The sequence below is a fragment of the Candidatus Poriferisodalis sp. genome, from assembly GCF_965237655.1.
Classification (GTDB): Bacteria; Actinomycetota; Acidimicrobiia; order Acidimicrobiales; family Poriferisodalaceae; genus Poriferisodalis.
Map to the genome: position 1 here is coordinate 1,283,527 of NZ_CBDEGB010000001.1, position 16,563 is coordinate 1,300,089.

A 16,563-nucleotide genomic window follows, 5' to 3' on the forward strand; every position below is an offset into this window, starting at 1 on the left:
CGCCGCCGCACGTCGACCCTGCCCCGTTGAGCGCTTCGCCCTCCCGCGGCAGTGGGCACATCGTGATGGGATCGTCCGAGAAACTCTGATGGCGCTCGAACGACTCTCCGCAGTCAGTGCAGCGGTACTGGTAGGTCGGCATGAGGTCCCGTTCTGCGATGTGGTCCTGGCTCCAGCCGCCGAGCAGTGTAGCTGTGGTTCGTCGAGGGCCGCCCGGAGAATTCGGCGCGTGCCGCGTCGACGGGTGGGGCTGACGGCTCGGGAAGCCGTTGTCACGCCTTCTGTGTGCAAATTTGCCGTCTGTGGCGGCATTTCTGCGCAGAGTCGCGGCAGTCGGGCCTGGCAGGCATCGCCGCCTCTCCGCTGACGCTCTAGGTTCTGGCGGCGTGCGCGCTTCGGATCTGGCAGCCCGGTATGGCATCGACGAGCACTCGGCTCAGTCGCTGGCCGCCTACGGCTTCGACACCGGCACGTTCGATGAGCTGCGCGGCCGGCTGACCGGCAATTCGGGCAGCGGCAGCGACCGGACCACTGCGAATTGGGTGCGCGGCAGCATCGCAGCCGCTCAGCCCGACGAACTTGTGGCGTTGGCACCGCTGGGCTCGGCCGAACGCGGACGGCTCGCAGATGCGGGTCGGGAGGCAATCGCACGTGGGCAGGTGGGCGTCTTGCTCCTGGCGGGCGGCATGGCCACTCGTTTCGGCGGTGGCGTCAAGGCACTGGCCGAAGTGCTGCCTGGCCTGAGGTTCGCGGACGCCAAGATGGCGGACTTGCGGCGCCTGGCGAGCGAGTTGGGGTGCACCGTCCCGCTGTGGCTGATGACGAGCTTCCAGTCCGACGGCGCGCTGCGCGACTGGGCATCGGCCGGCACCCACAGCGCACAGGCACCGGTCGACTTCGCTCCCCAGGGCGTCTCCATGCGCCTGACGCCCGACGGCGATCTGTTCCGGGATCGCAGCGGCACCGTGTCGTTGCACGCGCCGGGACACGGGGACGCGCCATGGGCGATGCGCCGGAGCGGCCTGCTTGGCCAGTTTGCCGAAGCCGGCGGTCGGCACCTGTTCGTGACCAATGTCGACAACGTTGCGGCAACGCTGGATCCGGCAGTGATCGGCGCCCACGTGGTGGAAGCGAAGCCGCTCACCTGCGAATTCGTCCCGGGCAGCGCATCGGGGGGATCGCCGTGGCGTGTGGACGGGCGACTGCAGATCGTGGAGGCATTTCGCCTGCCACCCGGGATTGATCCGCTGGCGACGTGTGCGGTGAACACCAATTCATTGGTTGCCGACGTCGACGTCTTCGAGGCGGACTGGCCGCTCACGTGGCTCGAGGTCCACAAACAGGTCGAGGGCGCCCAGGTCGTCCAGTTTGAACGGCTGATCGGCGAACTTTCGGCCTTCGTGGACACCACGATGCTGCTCGTCGAGCGTGACGGGCCTGACGGGCGTTTCCAGCCGGTGAAGGATCCTGCCGAACTCGAAGCGCGCCGCCCCGAGATCGCCCGGATACTCGCAGCGCGGGGCATCGAAACCTCCCTCTAGGCCGCCTCGGGCACATTGCGCCCAGTACATTGCGCCCGGTGCTGCCGCTTGAGACCGCGCGCGAGTTCGTTCTGGACCGATGCCAACCGCGCAAGCCCGTGCGTGTACGGGTCGCGGACGCACTGGGATTGGTGACGGCCAGCGAGATCATCGCCTCGGAGGACATCCCGCAGTTTGCGAACACGGCCATGGACGGCTTCGCCGTGCGATCGGCGGACGTTGCGGACGCTCCTTGTGAGCTGCGCGTCGTCGAGACGATCGCCGCCGGACATGCTCCGGAGGTCACCGTGGGGCCCGGTGAAGCCAGTCGCATCATGACCGGCGCCACCATTCCCCCCGGGGCCGATGCTGTCGTCATGGTGGAGCGCACGGCGATCATTTCGGACTCGGCCGCAGACGGCGAAGTCGTACGAGTGGAGGTCAGCGTCCCGCCCGACAATCACGTGCGGCCTGTCGGCGATGATCTGCATGCAGGCGACAAACTGTTCCCGGCAGGAACTGAGCTCGCGGCAGGGCATCTCGGCGTCCTGTGCAGCCTCGGGATGACCGAGGTCGAGGTGTACCCCCGGCCGCGAGTCGGCGTGCTGTCCACCGGCGACGAACTCGTCGACGACGGCAGCCCATTGCAGCCGGGGCAGATCCGCGATTCGAACCGTCGGACGCTGCTGGCGTTGGCACACCGGACCGATGTGGAAACGGTCGACCTCGGCCTCGCTCGCGACGACCCAGCCGAGATCGAGGCCGCCCTCGCCATCGGCGTCCAGACATGCGACGCCATCGTCACCTCGGGCGGCGTGAGCATGGGCGACTTCGACTACGTGAAAGCTGTGCTCGACCGCATCGGCGACATGCGGTGGATGCAGGTGGCGATCAAGCCGGCAAAGCCGCTGGCGTTCGGCACAGTGGGCGATGTGCCTGTCTTCGGGCTTCCGGGCAACCCAGTCTCATCGATGGTGTCCTTCGAGCTCTTCGCCCGGCCCGGCCTGCGCTCGATGATGGGGCACCCGCAGCCGATCCGACCCACGGTCGTGGCCTTCGCAGCGGAAGACCTACTCCGGCGCCCGGACGGCAAGACGCACTTCATGCGGGTGCTGGCGACACCGCTGGGCGGCCGGACCGAAGTGCGCTCCGCGGGAGGTCAGGGCTCGCACATGCTGTGGGCCATGGCCAAGTCGAATGCGCTCGCAGTCATCCCCGACGGCGACGGCGTACGCGCGGGAGACAAGCTCGACGTGCTCCTGCTGGACTGAGCAAGTCCATCGTCGGGGACCCGGCAGCTACCTCTCTGCGCGGCCGTCGATACGCTCAGGTCCATGAATGGTGCAGCAGGTGCCGTAGCGCCGGCACGAGCGGTTGACCTTGTCGATCCGTTCGGTCGGACCGTGGGCGATTTGCGCATCTCGGTTACCGATCGCTGCAACTTTCGCTGCCAGTACTGCATGCCCGCAGAGGGCATGACTTGGCTGCCGCGTTCAGAGATCCTGAGCTTCGAGGAGATCGAGCGCTTCGCTAAGGTGTGCGTGGACCGCTTCGGTTTCGAGAGCATCCGGCTGACGGGAGGAGAGCCCTTGGTGCGGGCTCACCTGCCACGGCTGGTCGAGCGACTCGCCGCCCTTGGCGTCGACGTGGCGTTGACCACGAACGGCGCCACGTTGCGTATGCATGCCAAGCCGCTGGCGGAAGCGGGCCTTTCGCGGATCAACATCAGCCTCGACTCGCTCCATCGCGATCGCTTCTTGGAGCTGACGCGCCGCGACGAGCTGGATCGGGTCCTCGACGGCATCGATGCAGCCATCGACGCTGGGCTCGCGCCAGTGAAGATCAACACGGTCATGATGCGCGGCATCAACGACGACGAAGTCGTGGATTTCGCCCGGTTCGGCCGCGAGCGCGGAGTCGAGGTCCGCTTCATCGAGTTCATGCCGCTCGAAGCCGGAGACGTGTGGACCTCAGACGTGGTGGTTCCCGCCGATGAAATCTTGGCGGCGATCTCAGACGTGTTCCCGACCGAGCCCGTGCTGCGTTTCAACGAGCCCGCCGAGCGTTACCGCTACCTCGACGGCGGCGGTCATGTCGGAGTCATTGCCAGCGTCACGAAGCCCTTCTGCGGAAACTGCGACCGGGTGCGCCTGACAGCCGAGGGCCAGTTCCGCACCTGCCTCTTTGCGCTGGACGAGTTCGACATGCGGTCGATCCTGCGCAGCGGCGCTACGGGCGACGAGGTCGATGACCGCCTCGCGGTTGCAGTCCGCGATGCGGTCGGCACCAAGTGGGCCGGCCACTCGATCGGGCAGGTCAACTTCATCAGGCCCAAGCGAACCATGAGTCAAATCGGTGGTTGAGACATGACCGAGTCACCTTTCACACACTTGGATCCTCTCGGTCGGGCGCGCATGGTCGACGTGACGCCGAAGGAGATCTCACATCGACGGGCGATCGCTCGATGCCGCGTGTACATGGACGTGGAGACAGCGTCACTGGTTGCCCGGGGTGCGATTGCGAAGGGGGACGTCATCGCGGTCGCGCGGGTGGCTGGCATCCAGGCCGCCAAACGCACCTCAGATCTCATCCCGCTGTGCCACCCCCTGCTCGTCTGCGCTGTCTATGTGAATTTTGAGATTGCCGACACCTGGATCGAGATCGAGGCGCAGGTGGAGACAGTGGACCGCACCGGTGTTGAGATGGAGGCGATGACGGCGTGTTCCGTCGCAGCCCTCACCATTTACGACATGTGCAAGTCGGCCGACCGATCCATGGTCATCGGCGACCTCGCCCTGTGGGAGAAAGTGGGCGGCAAGTCGGGCACCTACCGGCGAGAAGCGGAAGCCGCCGACTGATCCAGTCGCCTGATGCGGTTGGGGTGCTGCGAAGTGCCCGCCGAGCGAACGATCGCGCGATCGCTACTGTCAATCTGGGAAGATTAGTCTGCTGTAGTGCGCGGACAGCGGAAATGCAGGTTGGGCGCGCGGCGGAATGGCACCCTGTGTGGGCAGGCCCGCCCGCTAGGCAGGTGATGCGTGACACAACTGGTCTTGGTGTTGTTGGCTGTCGCTTGGATCGTGGTACTGGCTCCCGACGTTGCGCGCCTGTTCCAGCCACGACGCAGAACAACATCGTCCGTCGACCAGTTCCACCAACAACTCGACTCACTCGGTCGTTCCGCGCCGGCTGCAGCACGTATCTCCCAAGCGCATGCGTTGAGGGAATTTGCCGAGCCGCAACCTCGGTGGACGAGCCCGTCCACGTCAATGCCGACCACGCCCAAGCAGGCAGCGGTCCGTCGACGCGACATCGGCACGTTGCTCGTGCTGTGCATGCTGGTGACGCTCGCAGGCACACTCGCCACGGGATCGCTGTGGGCGCTCGCTGCCTTCGTCGTGATGCTCGGGCTCACCACGGGTTACGTCGCGCTGGCGGTGCGTCGGCGCCGAGCGGCTCCCACCGCTGAGGTGCACTACCTGCCACTGCGAGATCCGGCCAATTCGTCGACGGTGAGGATGATTCGCCGAACGGCGAACTAGTAGGCACAGCGCCGTAGGGCGATCAGCCAGCGCATCCAAGCGCTGCTGTGCAGCGAATCGTGGTCACAGACGGGCCTGCTGATCGCGCAGATATATTCGACAACCGCCCGGTTCGGGGGTGTAGCTCAGTTGGTAGAGCGCTTCGGTCGCATCGAAGAGGCCAGGGGTTCGATTCCCCTCACCTCCACATCGGCGTCACGTCAGTCTCCTGCGCGTCGCCGTCGAGGACGCACGCCTGGGGCACACCTGCGGATGGTCGCGTCAGTTCTGGTCGCTGCCGTCTTCGTGGCAGCATGCGGAGGCGGGGGCGACACCGAGTCGCGCTACGAAGGCCTCGCGGTGGCCCCCTCCGAGCTGCGGCAGATCCCCCATATGGTGCTATCAGACACCGCTGGCAACGACTTCGGTCTCGCGGCCGACACGGAAGGGCAGGTACGTCTCGTGTACCAGTTGTTCACGAACTGCCCGGATATCTGCGGTGTGCAGCTGGCGCAGCTCGCCAGCGTGCTCGGCCGGCCCGGGGCACCGAAGAATGTGCAAGTGCTGGCGGTCACCGTCGACCCTGATCGGGACACACCTGAGATCCTGCGTGCGTATCTTGATCAGTTCAGCGCTGATTTCCTTGGGCTCATTCCCCAGAGCGAGCAGCAGTTGACCTACCTGCAAAACGCGCTGGGCTCGTTGGCCTCGATCAAGATCTTTGACACCACCCCGACGACGGAACACGACCACAGCACAGACGCCAAGGCGGACGCGGCTCACAACCACGGCGCCTACGACGTAGCCCACGACGGCCGTGTGTTCGCCTTTGCCCCCAACGGCTACGGCTACGTGCAGTACCCCTATCCCACACGTCAGTCCCAGTTCGATCACGACCTGCCGATCCTGGCCGTCATCGAACCGGACGCGCCGGCCGGCGCGGGCCTGTAGCACCATGCGTTTCTGGTGCTCGGCGCTCGAGGTGCCGTGGACGTGGGCGTGGCGTGCCTACCCAGGCGTCTGGGTGGCGTCGCTGGCCATAGCGGTCCCGTACCTGATTGCCCGTCGCCGCGCTCGGGCCAGGCGCATGCAGCCGCTGGACCCTGTCGAGGCAGCGTTACAGCGCCGCCAGATGTGGCTATTCCTGGCCGGGGTGGCGGCGTTCTGGGTGGCCTCCGATTGGCCGCTCGGCGTGCTTGGCGCGGGCTATCTGGCTTCGGCCCACATGGTGCAGTTCATGCTGTACACGCTGGTCGCTGCGCCGCTGATGGTGATGGGCGTGCCCGAGCCGATGGCTCGCAGGATCCTGGCGAGGCTGCGCCTCTACCGCTTCATGACCCGGCTCGCCAAGCCGGTTGCCGCCGGGCTGGTGTTCAACGGTTGCCTCGTCGCGACGCACTCGCCGTGGGCCGTGGACACGCTGCGGGCGAACCAATTCGGCTCGTTCGTGATGGATGTGGTGTGGCTGGTCTCGGGCGTGCTCGTGTGGCTGCCGATCTGCTCGCCGCTCATCGAGCACCGGCTACGCGCCTATCCCGGCAAGATGGTGTATCTGTTCCTGGCGCTGGGTGTCGTTCCGGCGGTGCCTGCGGGGTTCCTGACCTTTGCCAGCTTCCCCCTCTATGCCACCTATGAGCTGGCGCCCCGGTTCTATGGCCTCGATGCTGCGACAGACCAGCAGACGGCCGGGCTCATCATGAAGCTGGGCGGCATTCCGATCGTGTGGGGAACCATCATCGCCATGATGCTGCGTTGGGCCGACGAGTCCAAGAGGTCCAGCCCGGCAGCCGCTTAGTCGACGATGACGAGCGCCCAGTAGATCACCACGACGATCAGCGCCGCCGAGGCAGCGAGTGCGCGCAATGACAGCCACAGCTCATCGCCCGGTCGCATGGGGCGCCGAGGTGGGCGGCCGAACATCAGACCCCGCGAGCCGACGCAGTCGTGCCGTCTGGGTTCATGAGGTCTGCGCCTGGGACGGCAGTCCGATGCGGGCACCCTCATGTTCGCGCAACCGCACGTTGACCCACATCTTCTCGATGTGCTGGGCGACCGTGAGAGCGCCTTGTGGCACCTCGTGGGTGGCAAAGAACGTCTCGACCTCGGTGGCGAGATCGCGGGTGTTCAATCCGCGTATCCCGCCGACCATGCGCGATATCGAGTTCTGGGGAAAGCGGCTGGTCAATTCGTCCCACTGGTCCCGGATGAACTCCCACGCCACCGGTCCCCAGTCGAGATGCGTCATGGCGGCACCGAGCAGGTACGGGGCGTTCTGGGTGCGCACCTCGGTGGCGAACAGTTCCAGCGTGCGCTCGAACAGTTGTCGATCTTCGAAGAGCAGCAGCGCCTGGAGGTAGCGCAGCTCGCTTTGGGGAGTGTCAGCTGAGCGGTACAACTCGACCATCCGCTCGTAGTCGGTCTCGTCGCCCGAAGCCGCAGCGACCTGCACTGCAGCCGCGGCCAGATTCGGCTCGACGGCGGCTCCGTTGCCAGAAGCTGCCTCGAAGAGTTCCCGTGCGCGGGTGCGCACCAGCTCGTCGCGCCCCCTGCCGCCAGCCGCTTCGAACAGCACGCCTCGCAGTTCACGGTCGAGATCGGGTTCGCCGGGCTGAGGCTCGAAGCCCAGCACGCCCAGGGCGGTCGTGGCCAAGTCCCTGATGAGAACGGCCACGGTTTCGCGCCCCGCCGGCTCGGCGATGGCGTGCAGCCCCTTCAGCCCCCAGATCATCCGCTGCCACACGTGCAGATCTGTCTCGGAGCCCAGGTCGGTCACGAGCCCGATGAACTCCGCAGCGCTGGCGTCGCCGGCCACGACGGCGGCGTAGGTGTCGTCCACCAGCCCGTAGCGCTCGATGGGTTCAAGCACCTCGAGCGCCTGGCGGGCCACAGCTGCGAGCAGGTCCCCGCTGTAGCGCACCCGGTAATAGCCGTGGCCGCCGGCATTGACGACGGTCCACTCGACCGGTCCGTCCAAGTCCACAGTCGCCGAGGCATCGGCGAGCAGCAGTCGCCGCTCGACGGTGTTGCCGTCGGCAAGGCGAGCGCGCACCATGACGGGCACGCTCCAGATCTCGGCATCCGCATCGTCGGATTCCCCGGTGCCATAGACAAAGCGGTGCTGCGAGACCGTCAGGCCGCTGCTATGCGCGTCGACGGACACGATCGGGTAGCCGCCCTTGAATATCCAGCCGTCCATGACCGACCTCACCGGCTCGCCGCTGGAGGACTCAAGGGCGTCCCACAAGTCGGTCGTGGTGGTGTTGGCGTAGCTGTTGCGTTCCAAGTAGTGCTGCACTCCCGCTGCAAACCGGTCCGGGCCGAGGTACTGCTCGAGCATCCGCACCACCGCAGCGCCCTTCTCGTAGGTCAGCACGTCGTACATGCCCTCGGCATCGGCGGGGGAGACCACCTCGTACTCGACGGGCCGGGTGGTGCTCAACGCGTCCACGTCGAACGCTGCCCCACGCTCGATCGAGAATTCGTCCCAGCGCTTCCACTCCGGCCGGAAGGCATCGGTGGTCGCCACCTGCATGAAGGTGGCGAACGCCTCCTTCAACCAGATGCCGTTCCACCAGTCCATCGTCACGAGATTGCCGAACCACATGTGAGCGAGTTCGTGCGCGACGACATCGACGATGCGCAGCAGCTCCGCGGTGGTCGCCTTCTGCGGGTCTGCCAGCAGCAGCGTTTCGCGGAAGGTGATGGCACCCATGTTCTCCATGGCACCGAATGCGAAGTCCGGAACCGCTATGAGGTCCACCTTGGTGCCCGGGTAGTCGATGCCGTAGTAGTCGACCAGCCACGCGAGGGAGAACGCCCCGGCCTCCAACCCGAAAGCGGTCAGTGCCGACTTGCCGCGCACGTGAACGATCCGGAGCGGCACTCCGCCGACGTCCACCGGATCGGTCGCTTCGAGGTCGCCGACGATGAAGGCCATCAGGTAGGTCGACATCTGGATGGTGTCGGCGAATGTGTCGCGACGGCGCCCGTCGGTGGTGGCTTCGGACGACACCAATTCGCCGCAGCTGACCGCCATGAGGTCGGGGGGCACGATCATGGTGACGCCGAACACCGCCTTGAGGTCGGGCTCGTCGAAGCAGGGAAAAGCACGCCGGGCGTTGGTGGATTCGAATTGGGTGGTGGCGATGGTGCGCGTCTCCCCGGCCTCGTCGACGAACGTGGATCGGTAGAAGCCGCGCAGCTGGTCGTTCAGCTCGCCGGCAAACCGGCATGCGATCTGCACTTGGCCGACATCGAGGCTGCTGCCGTCGACCGGCCGCAGCGTCATCCGCTCGGTCTCGGGATCGAAGGAGATCTCAGCGCCGACGGCCCTGCCGCTCTGGCGCAAGGTCGCATCGGAGCACTCGAGGTCGGCGGCATTCAAGGTGACGCTGTCGACCGGGCGCTGCACTGTCGCCTCGATGCGGACCTCCCCCACGAATCGTGCAGCTTCGAGATCTGGCTCGATGACGATGTCGTAGCGAACTGGCTGCACATCTCGTGGCAGCCGGTACGGGTTGGCGTCAGGTGCACCGGAGCCGTCGGATCCCGACTTGGGGGGCGGGCCAGGAATGAGGAACGTCACGGCGCGCACACTACCGACGCCCTGAGGGCCGGATAGATCGTGCGAACGGGCAGGACGAGGTGCTAAGCCGACGGGGTGGAGTTGGGCGAACAGCTGGATGTCGTCGGCATCGGCAACGCACCCGATGCCGCTGCTGGTGAGCATCCTCTTGATGTCGTGGGCAGCGGCAACGCACCCGATGCCGCTGCTGGTGAGCATCCTCTTGACGTCGTGGGCATCGGCAACGCCATGGTGGACGTGTTGCTGCGCGCCGACGAAGCCGTCGTGACCGAGTTGTGCATCGTCAAGGGAGCGATGACCTTGGTGGACACCCAGCGGGCGGTCGAGCTCAGCGCGCTCGTCGAGATGCTGGGCGGCGCCGACGAGATGACGCCCGGCGGCTCGGTGGCGAACACGATGCTGGGCATCGCGGCGCTGGGCGGCAGCGCCGGCTACATGGGCCGGGTGTGCGAGGACCCGCTCGGCGACCTGTTCGTCTCGGACATGGTCGGCCATGGCGTGGAACACGCCACTGCGCGGGCACCCGCAGACGACCCGACGGGTCGCTGCACGGTCGTCATCACCCCTGACGGCGAACGAACCATGAGCACGTACTTGGGCGCGTCCGCTGGTTTCGCCCCGGCCGATGTGGACTGGGCAATGGTGGGTCGCGCTCGGACCGTGCTGCTCGAGGGCTACCTCTGGGACCCGACGGCGGCCCGGGCAGCGCTGCGCGAAGTGGCGGAGCACTGCGCCACGCCCGGCAACCACTGCCAGGTGGCGCTCAGCCTCTCGGACTCGCTGTGCGTGGAACGCCACCGGCGCGAGTTCATCGACATGGTCGATCGCTGCACCAACGTCCTGTTCGCCAACGCAGCCGAACTCAAGGCGCTCTACGCGACCGATGACCTGGACGAAGCGCTCGCAGCCGTGCAGGGTCGGGTGGACATCGCATCGGTGACGCTGTCGGCAGACGGGGCGGTCGTGGTGACGCCCGAAGGGATCGTGGAAATCCCTGTCGAGCCGGTCGACGAGGTCGTCGATCGGACGGGTGCAGGTGACCTGTACGCAGCGGGCGTGCTGTACGGTCTGGCTCGGGGGTATGACCTGGAACGGTGCGGCCGGCTGGGCTCGGTGGCAGCAGCCGAGGTCATCTCCCACGTGGGAACCCGACCGCTCGTGCCGCTCGATTCGCTGGCCGCCGACATGCTCTAGAGCCAGCGTCGCGGCTCGGGAAGCAACTGTCACGCTGTCTGTGCGCAAATTTGCCGTCTGTGGCGGCATTTCTGCGCAGAGTCGGGGCTGGCGTCGATGGCAGGCACCGCCGCCTGTCCGCTCGTGCCGCTATTCGACCGTGAAGAGAAGTGCTGACACGTCGGAGGCGATGGCGTCGAGCAGTGCTTGCAGGCGACTGCGTTCGGCGCGGACGTCGATGGGGGTCGGGCTCACGGCTTCGAGGTAGATCTTCGCCTTGGGTTCGGTGCCGCTCGGCCGGATGCAGATGCGCACCTGCGCCTCGGGGTCGTGGTTGGAGCCATCGGCCGTGGCGGGCGTCAGCTCCAGTTCGACGAGGTCAGCGGGGTGAGGCGTGCTGGCGTCGAGCCAGTCCGTGATGTTCGCAACGGAGCGGCCAGCGATCGTGCGAGGTGGATTGGCTCGCAACGCCGCCATGGCGGCGGCGATCGCACCGGCGCTGGCGCGCACTGAAGCTGCCGCCGTGACGTGGAGGCCGACTTCGATCGCCAGCTCGTCGAGTCGTTCGAGCGGACTGATGCCGCGAGCAGCCAAGGCACCGGTCAGCCGCGCGAATTCGGTGGCTGCTGAGATGCCGTCTTTGTCGAGCACGGCGTCGGAGACCGAGTAGCCGAGCGCTTCCTCGTAGCCGAACACCCAGCGGGCATCGGGATGCGCCAGCCGGGGCTCCATAATCCACTTGAAACCGGTCAGGGTGCGGTGGTGGGCGACGTCCCGCGCAGCGCACAGGGCTTCGACCATCCGACCTGACACGACCGATGACGCCGAGATCAACGGTCGCACCGTCCCGTGGTCACCCGCCAGACCGATCAGCCAGTCGCACAGCAGCACGCCCAGTTCGTCGCCGCTCAGCCGGTGCCACACCCCGTCCCGATCGCGAACGGCCACCGCCAGCCGGTCTGCGTCGGGGTCGTTGGCGAGGACAAGATCGACTTCGCATGAGTCGGCGAGGCTCATCGCATCGTCGAGGGTGCCCGGCTCCTCGGGATTCGGGAACGGCAATCCCGGGAACGATCCATCGGGATGTCGCTGGTGCTCCACGTAGATCGGCGGCGGCAGGCCGGCGGTGGCAAAGGCATGGCCTAGGGTCTGCGAGCCGACACCGCACAGCGCTGTGTAGACGATCGGTGGCACGTCGGTCGGATCGGCCGGTCGGCCGTCCGAGTCGAACACCGGTCGGCGGACGGCCGCGCCGACGTACTCGGCGATGACCGAGCGCACGTCAAGCAGCGCCAGCTCGTGGCGGGCTGCGAGGTCGTCGTCGGTCGGGAGGGCTTCGAGGTCAATACAGCCTTCGATGCGCCGGTCCAGCGGCGGCCGGATCTGCGTTCCGTCGGACCAATACACCTTGAGGCCGTTGTCCTCGCGAGGGTTGTGGCTGGCGGTGATCATGAGCCCCGCCCCTGCGGAACGGGCGAGCAGCTGCCGTGCCAGCAAAGGCGTCGGCACCCCTCCGTCGACGATGGCTGTCGGAACGCCCATGGCGGCGAGCAGGCGTGCGGCGTCGAACGCCATGTCTGCGGAGCCGGCGCGGGCGTCGAAGCCGACGACGGCGCCCCGGTCGGCCAGGCCGCTGGAAACCAGCTCAGCGCCGACTGCCCGGGCGGTCAATCGAGCCATGACCCGGTTCATGCAGGCAGGCCCTGGTCCGGTCGGCCCTCGCATTCCAGCGGTTCCGAATCGCAGCGTTCTGCCGAAATGGGCCTCCACCCAGTCCGGGCGCTCGCGGTTGGTCTCGATGGAACTGCGCGTCCCTGGATCTGGGTCAACGGCTAGCCAGGCGTCGAGCGTTGCTGCGGGGGTCGTCATACAGAAACGCCTTGGCTCACCGGTGTCCATCCTGAAGCTGTGTCTATTGGAGGGACGGGAACGCCAGTATGTTCGGCTCGGCATGTTGTTCCCGACGTTCGTCTTCGGAGCATTCTTCGTAGTCGTCTTTGTCGTGAACTGGCTCACGCGGCCGCACCCGGCCCTGTGGAAGCCGCTGATGCTGGCGGCCAGCATCGTGTTCTACGGCTGGTGGAGCTGGCGCTTCGTCTTCTTGCTGTTCGCGACCATTGTCATCAACTGGGTCGTGGGGCATTTCGCCGCAGCTCGGTTGTGGGACTCGGGCCAGGGGGTCGCCGGCTCTGCCCAAGCTGCGAAGTGGTGGGTCCGGATCGGCGTTGCCGCCAATCTCGGCATTCTCGGCGTCTTCAAGTACTGGGACTTCTTCGCCGTCGAGATGTCCAACCTGCTCGAGAGCATCGGGATCTCGGGCGCCCTGCCGGTGCTGGAGTACACGCTGCCGGTCGGCATCTCCTTCTACACGTTCCAAGCGATGAGCTACATCATCGACATCGGCCGCGGGAACGTCCGCGAGATGGCGCCGCTGGACTTTGCGGTGTACCTGTCGTTCTTTCCCCAGCTGGTGGCGGGACCGATCGTGCGGGCGGCAGAGATGGCGCCGCAGCTCGCTGCACGGCCCGACCCTCGCTACGTCCCAGCCGCGGAGGCGTTCGGGCTGATCCTGAACGGGCTGTTCAAGAAGGTCGTGATCTCCAGCTTCCTGGCGAGCGAGATCGTGGACGGTGTCTTCGCTGATCCGGGGGCCCACAGCGGGCCCGAAGTTGTGCTCGGGGTGTACGCCTACGCAGTCCAGATTTATGCGGACTTCTCCGGCTACACCGACATCGCCATCGGCGTGGCGCTGCTGCTGGGCTTCCGTTTCCCGCAGAACTTCAACAATCCGTACCGGGCGCTGACGCTGCAGGACTTCTGGCGGCGCTGGCACATGACCCTGTCCCGCTGGCTGCGCGACTACCTCTACGTGCCGCTGGGCGGCAACCGGGGTGGCCGCGTCAACACGTACCGCAACCTCATGATCGTCATGCTGCTCGGCGGCCTGTGGCACGGCAGCACCTGGAATTTCGTGATCTGGGGCGGCATTCACGGCGTCGTTCTGGCGGTGGAGCGGCTGGTGCGCGAGCAGCGGGAGCGCAGCGGCGCCGGCCCCTTGCTCTCCCCGGGCCTCGGCGAGGTGGTGCGCTGGCTGGTCACGTTCCATGTTGTGTGCCTTGCATGGGTGTTCTTCCGATCCGAGTCGCTGTCGGCGGCGGTCGAGATGCTCGGTGCGGTCGCCAGCTTCGACAACTACGCAGGCACCGCAACGCCGCTCGTGATCGCAGTGACATTCGGCGCACTGGCGTTCCAGTTCATGCCCACCGACTGGTTCGATCTGCTGCGCGACGGCTTTGCCAGCCTCGGCTGGGTGGCACAAGGCGCCGTGGTGGGCGTCTCGTTGGTGGCGATCGATGTCCTCGGCCCGACGGGCGTTGCCCCGTTCATCTACTTCCAGTTCTGAGTCATGACGGCATCGCACGCTCCGCCCGATCCCCGGATCACTCCGTCCGCAGGGCCGCCACGCCTCGACTCCACGGACCGCCGAACCGGGGTGGCTGCCGGCCGGGTCTTGGCAGCCGGAGCGCTCGGGCTGCTGCTGGCGATCATGCTCAACTCGCAGCAATTGCTGCGTGAGGCCCAGCAGAAGCCATTCGGCTGGGAGCGCGACGCCTCGGTGGCGGTCTGGGAGCCGGTTGAGGGCGCGTCCAGCGCCGTCGGCTTGCACCTGCCGCGCCTGTGGGCCGACGAGGCGTTGGGCCACTCGGTGACCGATCCGGGCGCGACCACCGACCCATTCGCCTCCGCCGTCGTGGGTGATGCCGCCGGCGACGCAGCAGTGGCCGATTCGACCCCCACCGGGGTCGTGGTCGCCGACACGCCCGCCACCGGGCCCGTCGGCACTGACAGCGACGACACCCCGGCGGTGGCGGACCAAATGACGGATTCCGGGTCGACGGTCGGCGGAACAGTTGGCACTGAGCTGACAGCCGGGGACGAGCAACAGGCCTCAGGCACCCTCGACGACGTGGCGACGAGCGCACCTCCCACCAGCGTGCCGTGGTTCCCGACACCCGCCGACCCGCTGCAGCTGTCCATCATGGGCGACTCGATGGTGCAGTTCTTCGGCAAAACCATGGTCGGACTGGCCAACGACACTGGTGTCATCGATGCCTCGACAGAGCACCAGCTCGCAAGCGGCCTGAGTAGACCCGACTTCTACGACTGGCCGACACGCATCGTCGAAGTCATGGCAGGTGAAGACCCCGACGCGGTAGTGCTGATGTTCGGAGGCAACGACGCCCAGGCGATCGTCGTGGACGGACAGATCGCCCGCCGCTTCTCCGAGAGCTGGCTACAGGAGTATTCGGCGCGAGTCGGTCACATCATGGACCTGGTGACGACCGACCCGGAACGAATCTTGATCTGGGTCGGCCAGCCGATCATGGAGGATCCCGAATACGACTCCCGGATGCAGAGGGTCAACGAGGTCTTCGCAGCAGAAGCCGCAGAGCGCGACAGGGTGCGCTACGTGGATATCCGCGACCTGTTCCGGGGACCGAACGGCGGCTTCAGCCGCTACGTCGCTGATGCCGATGGCCAGCTCACCGACGTCCGGCTCACCGATGGCGTCCACCTCAGCACGATCGGTGGCAGATGGTTGTCGGAGGTGCTGCTGGACGAACTCGGCCTCGTCGTCGACCTGACATCAGGCGCTCCTTCGTGATCCTGCAGGAGCTGCGCCGCCCTCGGCGATCGCTGAGGGCAGCAGTGGCCGCAGTCGTCGTGTGCCTGCTGGCGTCAGGGCTGCTTGGGGGACCGGCAGGGGCGCAGACCGACGACGAGGCCTCGACCGACGACGGTGCCAGCGAGGAAATGCCAGCGCCCGAACAGGTGCCCGAGCCGGCACCCAGGGTCACTGAGGATCCATGGGCAGACCCGGTGCTGCGCTGGCCGGACCCGCTGTCGGAGTCACAGTTGGGCACCGAACCCACCTACTACTGGTTTGCACGCGACGACCGGCAGTCGCTCCTGCCGGCGGCGACACCGGAGCGGCCGTTGCGGGTGTGGTCCGGGGGCGACTCGATATCGGGCGGTCCCGTCTATGGCTTCCGGCAGCTGATTGCCGACGACGAACGGTTCCGCTTCACCGAGGACATCATCAAGTCGACCGGGGTGGTGACCGACTGGTACTTCGACTGGGTCACCTATATGGCGACAGAAGTTGCCGAGGGGCCCTACGACGTCATCGTGCTGGCGATGGGCGCCAACGACAAGCAGCGCTTCCGGGGTTTTCCCGAGCGCTTTGGAGAGCCGGAATGGAACGAGCGCTATCAGGCCCGTGTCCGTGATCTCGTCGCAGCGGCCGCCAGGCCCGGCCGGTTGGTCATCTGGGTCGGCCTGCCGCCGTTGCAACCAAGGCACTTTGCCCCGTTGCCCGGTGTCGTCAACCCGCTCGCGGCAGCAGCCGCCGCCGAGGTCGACGGCGCGATCTACATGGACTCATTTGACGCAGTGGCGGTGGATGGCGCCTATGCACGGCGTCTCGGACCGGGGCAACGCAACATCCGCACCCAGGACGGCATTCACTACACCTACTACGGCGGAATCGTGCTGACGGAGCCGATCCTGGCCGAAATAGAGCGCCGCAGCGGCTGACGCGGACTAGCCGCGGCCGCAGTTGGGGCGCTTGCCGTGGTTTGCCTTGCTGCGGCGCGCCCGGAGCTTTCGCTTCTTGGTGCGCTTCGACATAGGCGTTGCAGGCTATCGACGCCGCACCGGCATCAGTCCTGAGGCTTCAGTTCCTGTTTCCCGGCCTCCGAGG

At 66.7% G+C, this 16,563-nt stretch carries 14 protein-coding genes, 1 tRNA gene and 1 pseudogene; 12 read left to right on the forward strand and 4 right to left on the reverse strand.

Annotation, left to right across the window (positions count from 1 at the left end):
• Positions 1–64: 64 nt before the first annotated feature.
• Positions 65–421: pseudogene (locus ACPXYO_RS06205) on the reverse strand (FmdB family zinc ribbon protein); the annotation flags it as partial.
• Here ACPXYO_RS06205 and ACPXYO_RS06210 point away from each other — a divergent pair.
• The 8 genes from ACPXYO_RS06210 to ACPXYO_RS06245 all read left to right on the forward strand — a co-directional run bounded on the left by ACPXYO_RS06210 (position 387) and on the right by ACPXYO_RS06245 (position 6,836).
• Entirely contained in the window at positions 387–1,541 is a 1,155-nt protein-coding gene (locus ACPXYO_RS06210) for a UTP--glucose-1-phosphate uridylyltransferase (RefSeq protein ID WP_423917763.1), read from the forward strand. The pseudogene ACPXYO_RS06205 and the gene ACPXYO_RS06210 overlap by 35 nt on opposite strands.
• 38 nt (positions 1,542–1,579) lie before the next feature.
• Positions 1,580–2,791, forward strand: a complete 1,212-nt coding sequence (gene glp, locus ACPXYO_RS06215) for a gephyrin-like molybdotransferase Glp (protein WP_423917766.1) — start codon at positions 1,580–1,582, stop codon at positions 2,789–2,791.
• Positions 2,792–2,854: 63 nt separating this feature from the next.
• Positions 2,855–3,883, forward strand: a complete 1,029-nt coding sequence (gene moaA / locus ACPXYO_RS06220; RefSeq protein WP_423917769.1) for a GTP 3',8-cyclase MoaA — start codon at positions 2,855–2,857, stop codon at positions 3,881–3,883.
• Positions 3,884–3,886: 3 nt separating this feature from the next.
• Entirely contained in the window at positions 3,887–4,378 is a 492-nt protein-coding gene (gene moaC / locus ACPXYO_RS06225) for a cyclic pyranopterin monophosphate synthase MoaC (protein WP_423917772.1), read from the forward strand.
• Between the two features lie 180 nt (positions 4,379–4,558).
• Positions 4,559–5,062: a hypothetical protein gene (locus tag ACPXYO_RS06230; RefSeq protein WP_423917775.1), complete on the forward strand. Its 504-nt coding sequence runs from the start codon at positions 4,559–4,561 to the stop codon at positions 5,060–5,062.
• Between the two features lie 114 nt (positions 5,063–5,176).
• Positions 5,177–5,249 (forward strand) — tRNA-Ala (locus tag ACPXYO_RS06235).
• A 65-nt stretch (positions 5,250–5,314) separates the two neighbouring features.
• Positions 5,315–5,992 carry an SCO family protein gene (locus ACPXYO_RS06240; protein ID WP_423917778.1) on the forward strand — a complete coding sequence of 226 codons (678 nt, stop codon included), beginning with the start codon at positions 5,315–5,317 and terminating at the stop codon, positions 5,990–5,992.
• 4 nt (positions 5,993–5,996) lie between these two features.
• Positions 5,997–6,836, forward strand: coding sequence for a cytochrome c oxidase assembly protein (locus tag ACPXYO_RS06245; RefSeq protein ID WP_423917781.1), 840 nt, complete (start codon positions 5,997–5,999; stop codon positions 6,834–6,836).
• Between the two features lie 162 nt (positions 6,837–6,998).
• On the opposite strand, the gene ACPXYO_RS06250 is transcribed toward ACPXYO_RS06245, so the two are convergent.
• Complete coding sequence (locus ACPXYO_RS06250) at positions 6,999–9,626, reverse strand: M1 family metallopeptidase (RefSeq protein WP_423917784.1); 2,628 nt, start codon at positions 9,624–9,626, stop codon at positions 6,999–7,001.
• A gap of 75 nt (positions 9,627–9,701) precedes the next feature.
• Here ACPXYO_RS06250 and ACPXYO_RS06255 point away from each other — a divergent pair, with 75 nt between their 5' ends.
• Positions 9,702–10,820: an adenosine kinase gene (locus ACPXYO_RS06255; protein ID WP_423917786.1), complete on the forward strand. Its 1,119-nt coding sequence runs from the start codon at positions 9,702–9,704 to the stop codon at positions 10,818–10,820.
• 129 nt (positions 10,821–10,949) lie between these two features.
• Here the strand turns inward: ACPXYO_RS06255 and ACPXYO_RS06260 are convergent, their stop codons facing one another.
• Positions 10,950–12,668, reverse strand: a complete 1,719-nt coding sequence (locus ACPXYO_RS06260) for a phospho-sugar mutase (protein ID WP_423917789.1) — start codon at positions 12,666–12,668, stop codon at positions 10,950–10,952.
• 82 nt (positions 12,669–12,750) lie between these two features.
• Between ACPXYO_RS06260 and ACPXYO_RS06265 the strand changes: the two genes are divergently transcribed.
• The 3 genes from ACPXYO_RS06265 to ACPXYO_RS06275 are packed head-to-tail and all read left to right on the forward strand — an operon-like array spanning position 12,751 to position 16,397.
• Positions 12,751–14,202, forward strand: coding sequence for an MBOAT family O-acyltransferase (locus ACPXYO_RS06265; protein WP_423917791.1), 1,452 nt, complete (start codon positions 12,751–12,753; stop codon positions 14,200–14,202).
• A 3-nt stretch (positions 14,203–14,205) separates the two neighbouring features.
• Positions 14,206–15,465: a DUF459 domain-containing protein gene (locus tag ACPXYO_RS06270; RefSeq protein WP_423917794.1), complete on the forward strand. Its 1,260-nt coding sequence runs from the start codon at positions 14,206–14,208 to the stop codon at positions 15,463–15,465.
• Positions 15,462–16,397 (forward strand): hypothetical protein, encoded by a 936-nt coding sequence (locus tag ACPXYO_RS06275; RefSeq protein WP_423917798.1) that lies wholly within the window; start codon positions 15,462–15,464, stop codon positions 16,395–16,397. The genes ACPXYO_RS06270 and ACPXYO_RS06275 overlap by 4 nt, the downstream gene beginning before the upstream one ends.
• A gap of 6 nt (positions 16,398–16,403) precedes the next feature.
• Here the strand turns inward: ACPXYO_RS06275 and ACPXYO_RS06280 are convergent, their stop codons facing one another.
• The gene (locus tag ACPXYO_RS06280; protein WP_419554825.1) at positions 16,404–16,490 is read right to left on the reverse strand and encodes a 50S ribosomal protein bL37; all 87 of its coding nucleotides are present in this window, start codon (positions 16,488–16,490) and stop codon (positions 16,404–16,406) included.
• Positions 16,491–16,563: the final 73 nt, after the last annotated feature.

Excerpts from the sequence above, each read along its gene's own strand:
- moaA (WP_423917769.1), top strand. The coding sequence starts at position 2,855 with ATGAATGGTGCAGCAGGTGCCGTAGCGCCGGCACGAGCGGTTGACCTT.
- moaC (WP_423917772.1), top strand. The coding sequence starts at position 3,887 with ATGACCGAGTCACCTTTCACACACTTGGATCCTCTCGGTCGGGCGCGC.
- ACPXYO_RS06240 (WP_423917778.1), top strand. The coding sequence starts at position 5,315 with ATGGTCGCGTCAGTTCTGGTCGCTGCCGTCTTCGTGGCAGCATGCGGA.
- ACPXYO_RS06245 (WP_423917781.1), top strand. The coding sequence starts at position 5,997 with ATGCGTTTCTGGTGCTCGGCGCTCGAGGTGCCGTGGACGTGGGCGTGG.
- ACPXYO_RS06260 (WP_423917789.1), bottom strand. The coding sequence starts at position 12,668 with ATGACGACCCCCGCAGCAACGCTCGACGCCTGGCTAGCCGTTGACCCA.
- ACPXYO_RS06265 (WP_423917791.1), top strand. The coding sequence starts at position 12,751 with ATGTTGTTCCCGACGTTCGTCTTCGGAGCATTCTTCGTAGTCGTCTTT.
- ACPXYO_RS06270 (WP_423917794.1), top strand. The coding sequence starts at position 14,206 with ATGACGGCATCGCACGCTCCGCCCGATCCCCGGATCACTCCGTCCGCA.
- ACPXYO_RS06280 (WP_419554825.1), bottom strand. The coding sequence starts at position 16,490 with ATGTCGAAGCGCACCAAGAAGCGAAAGCTCCGGGCGCGCCGCAGCAAG.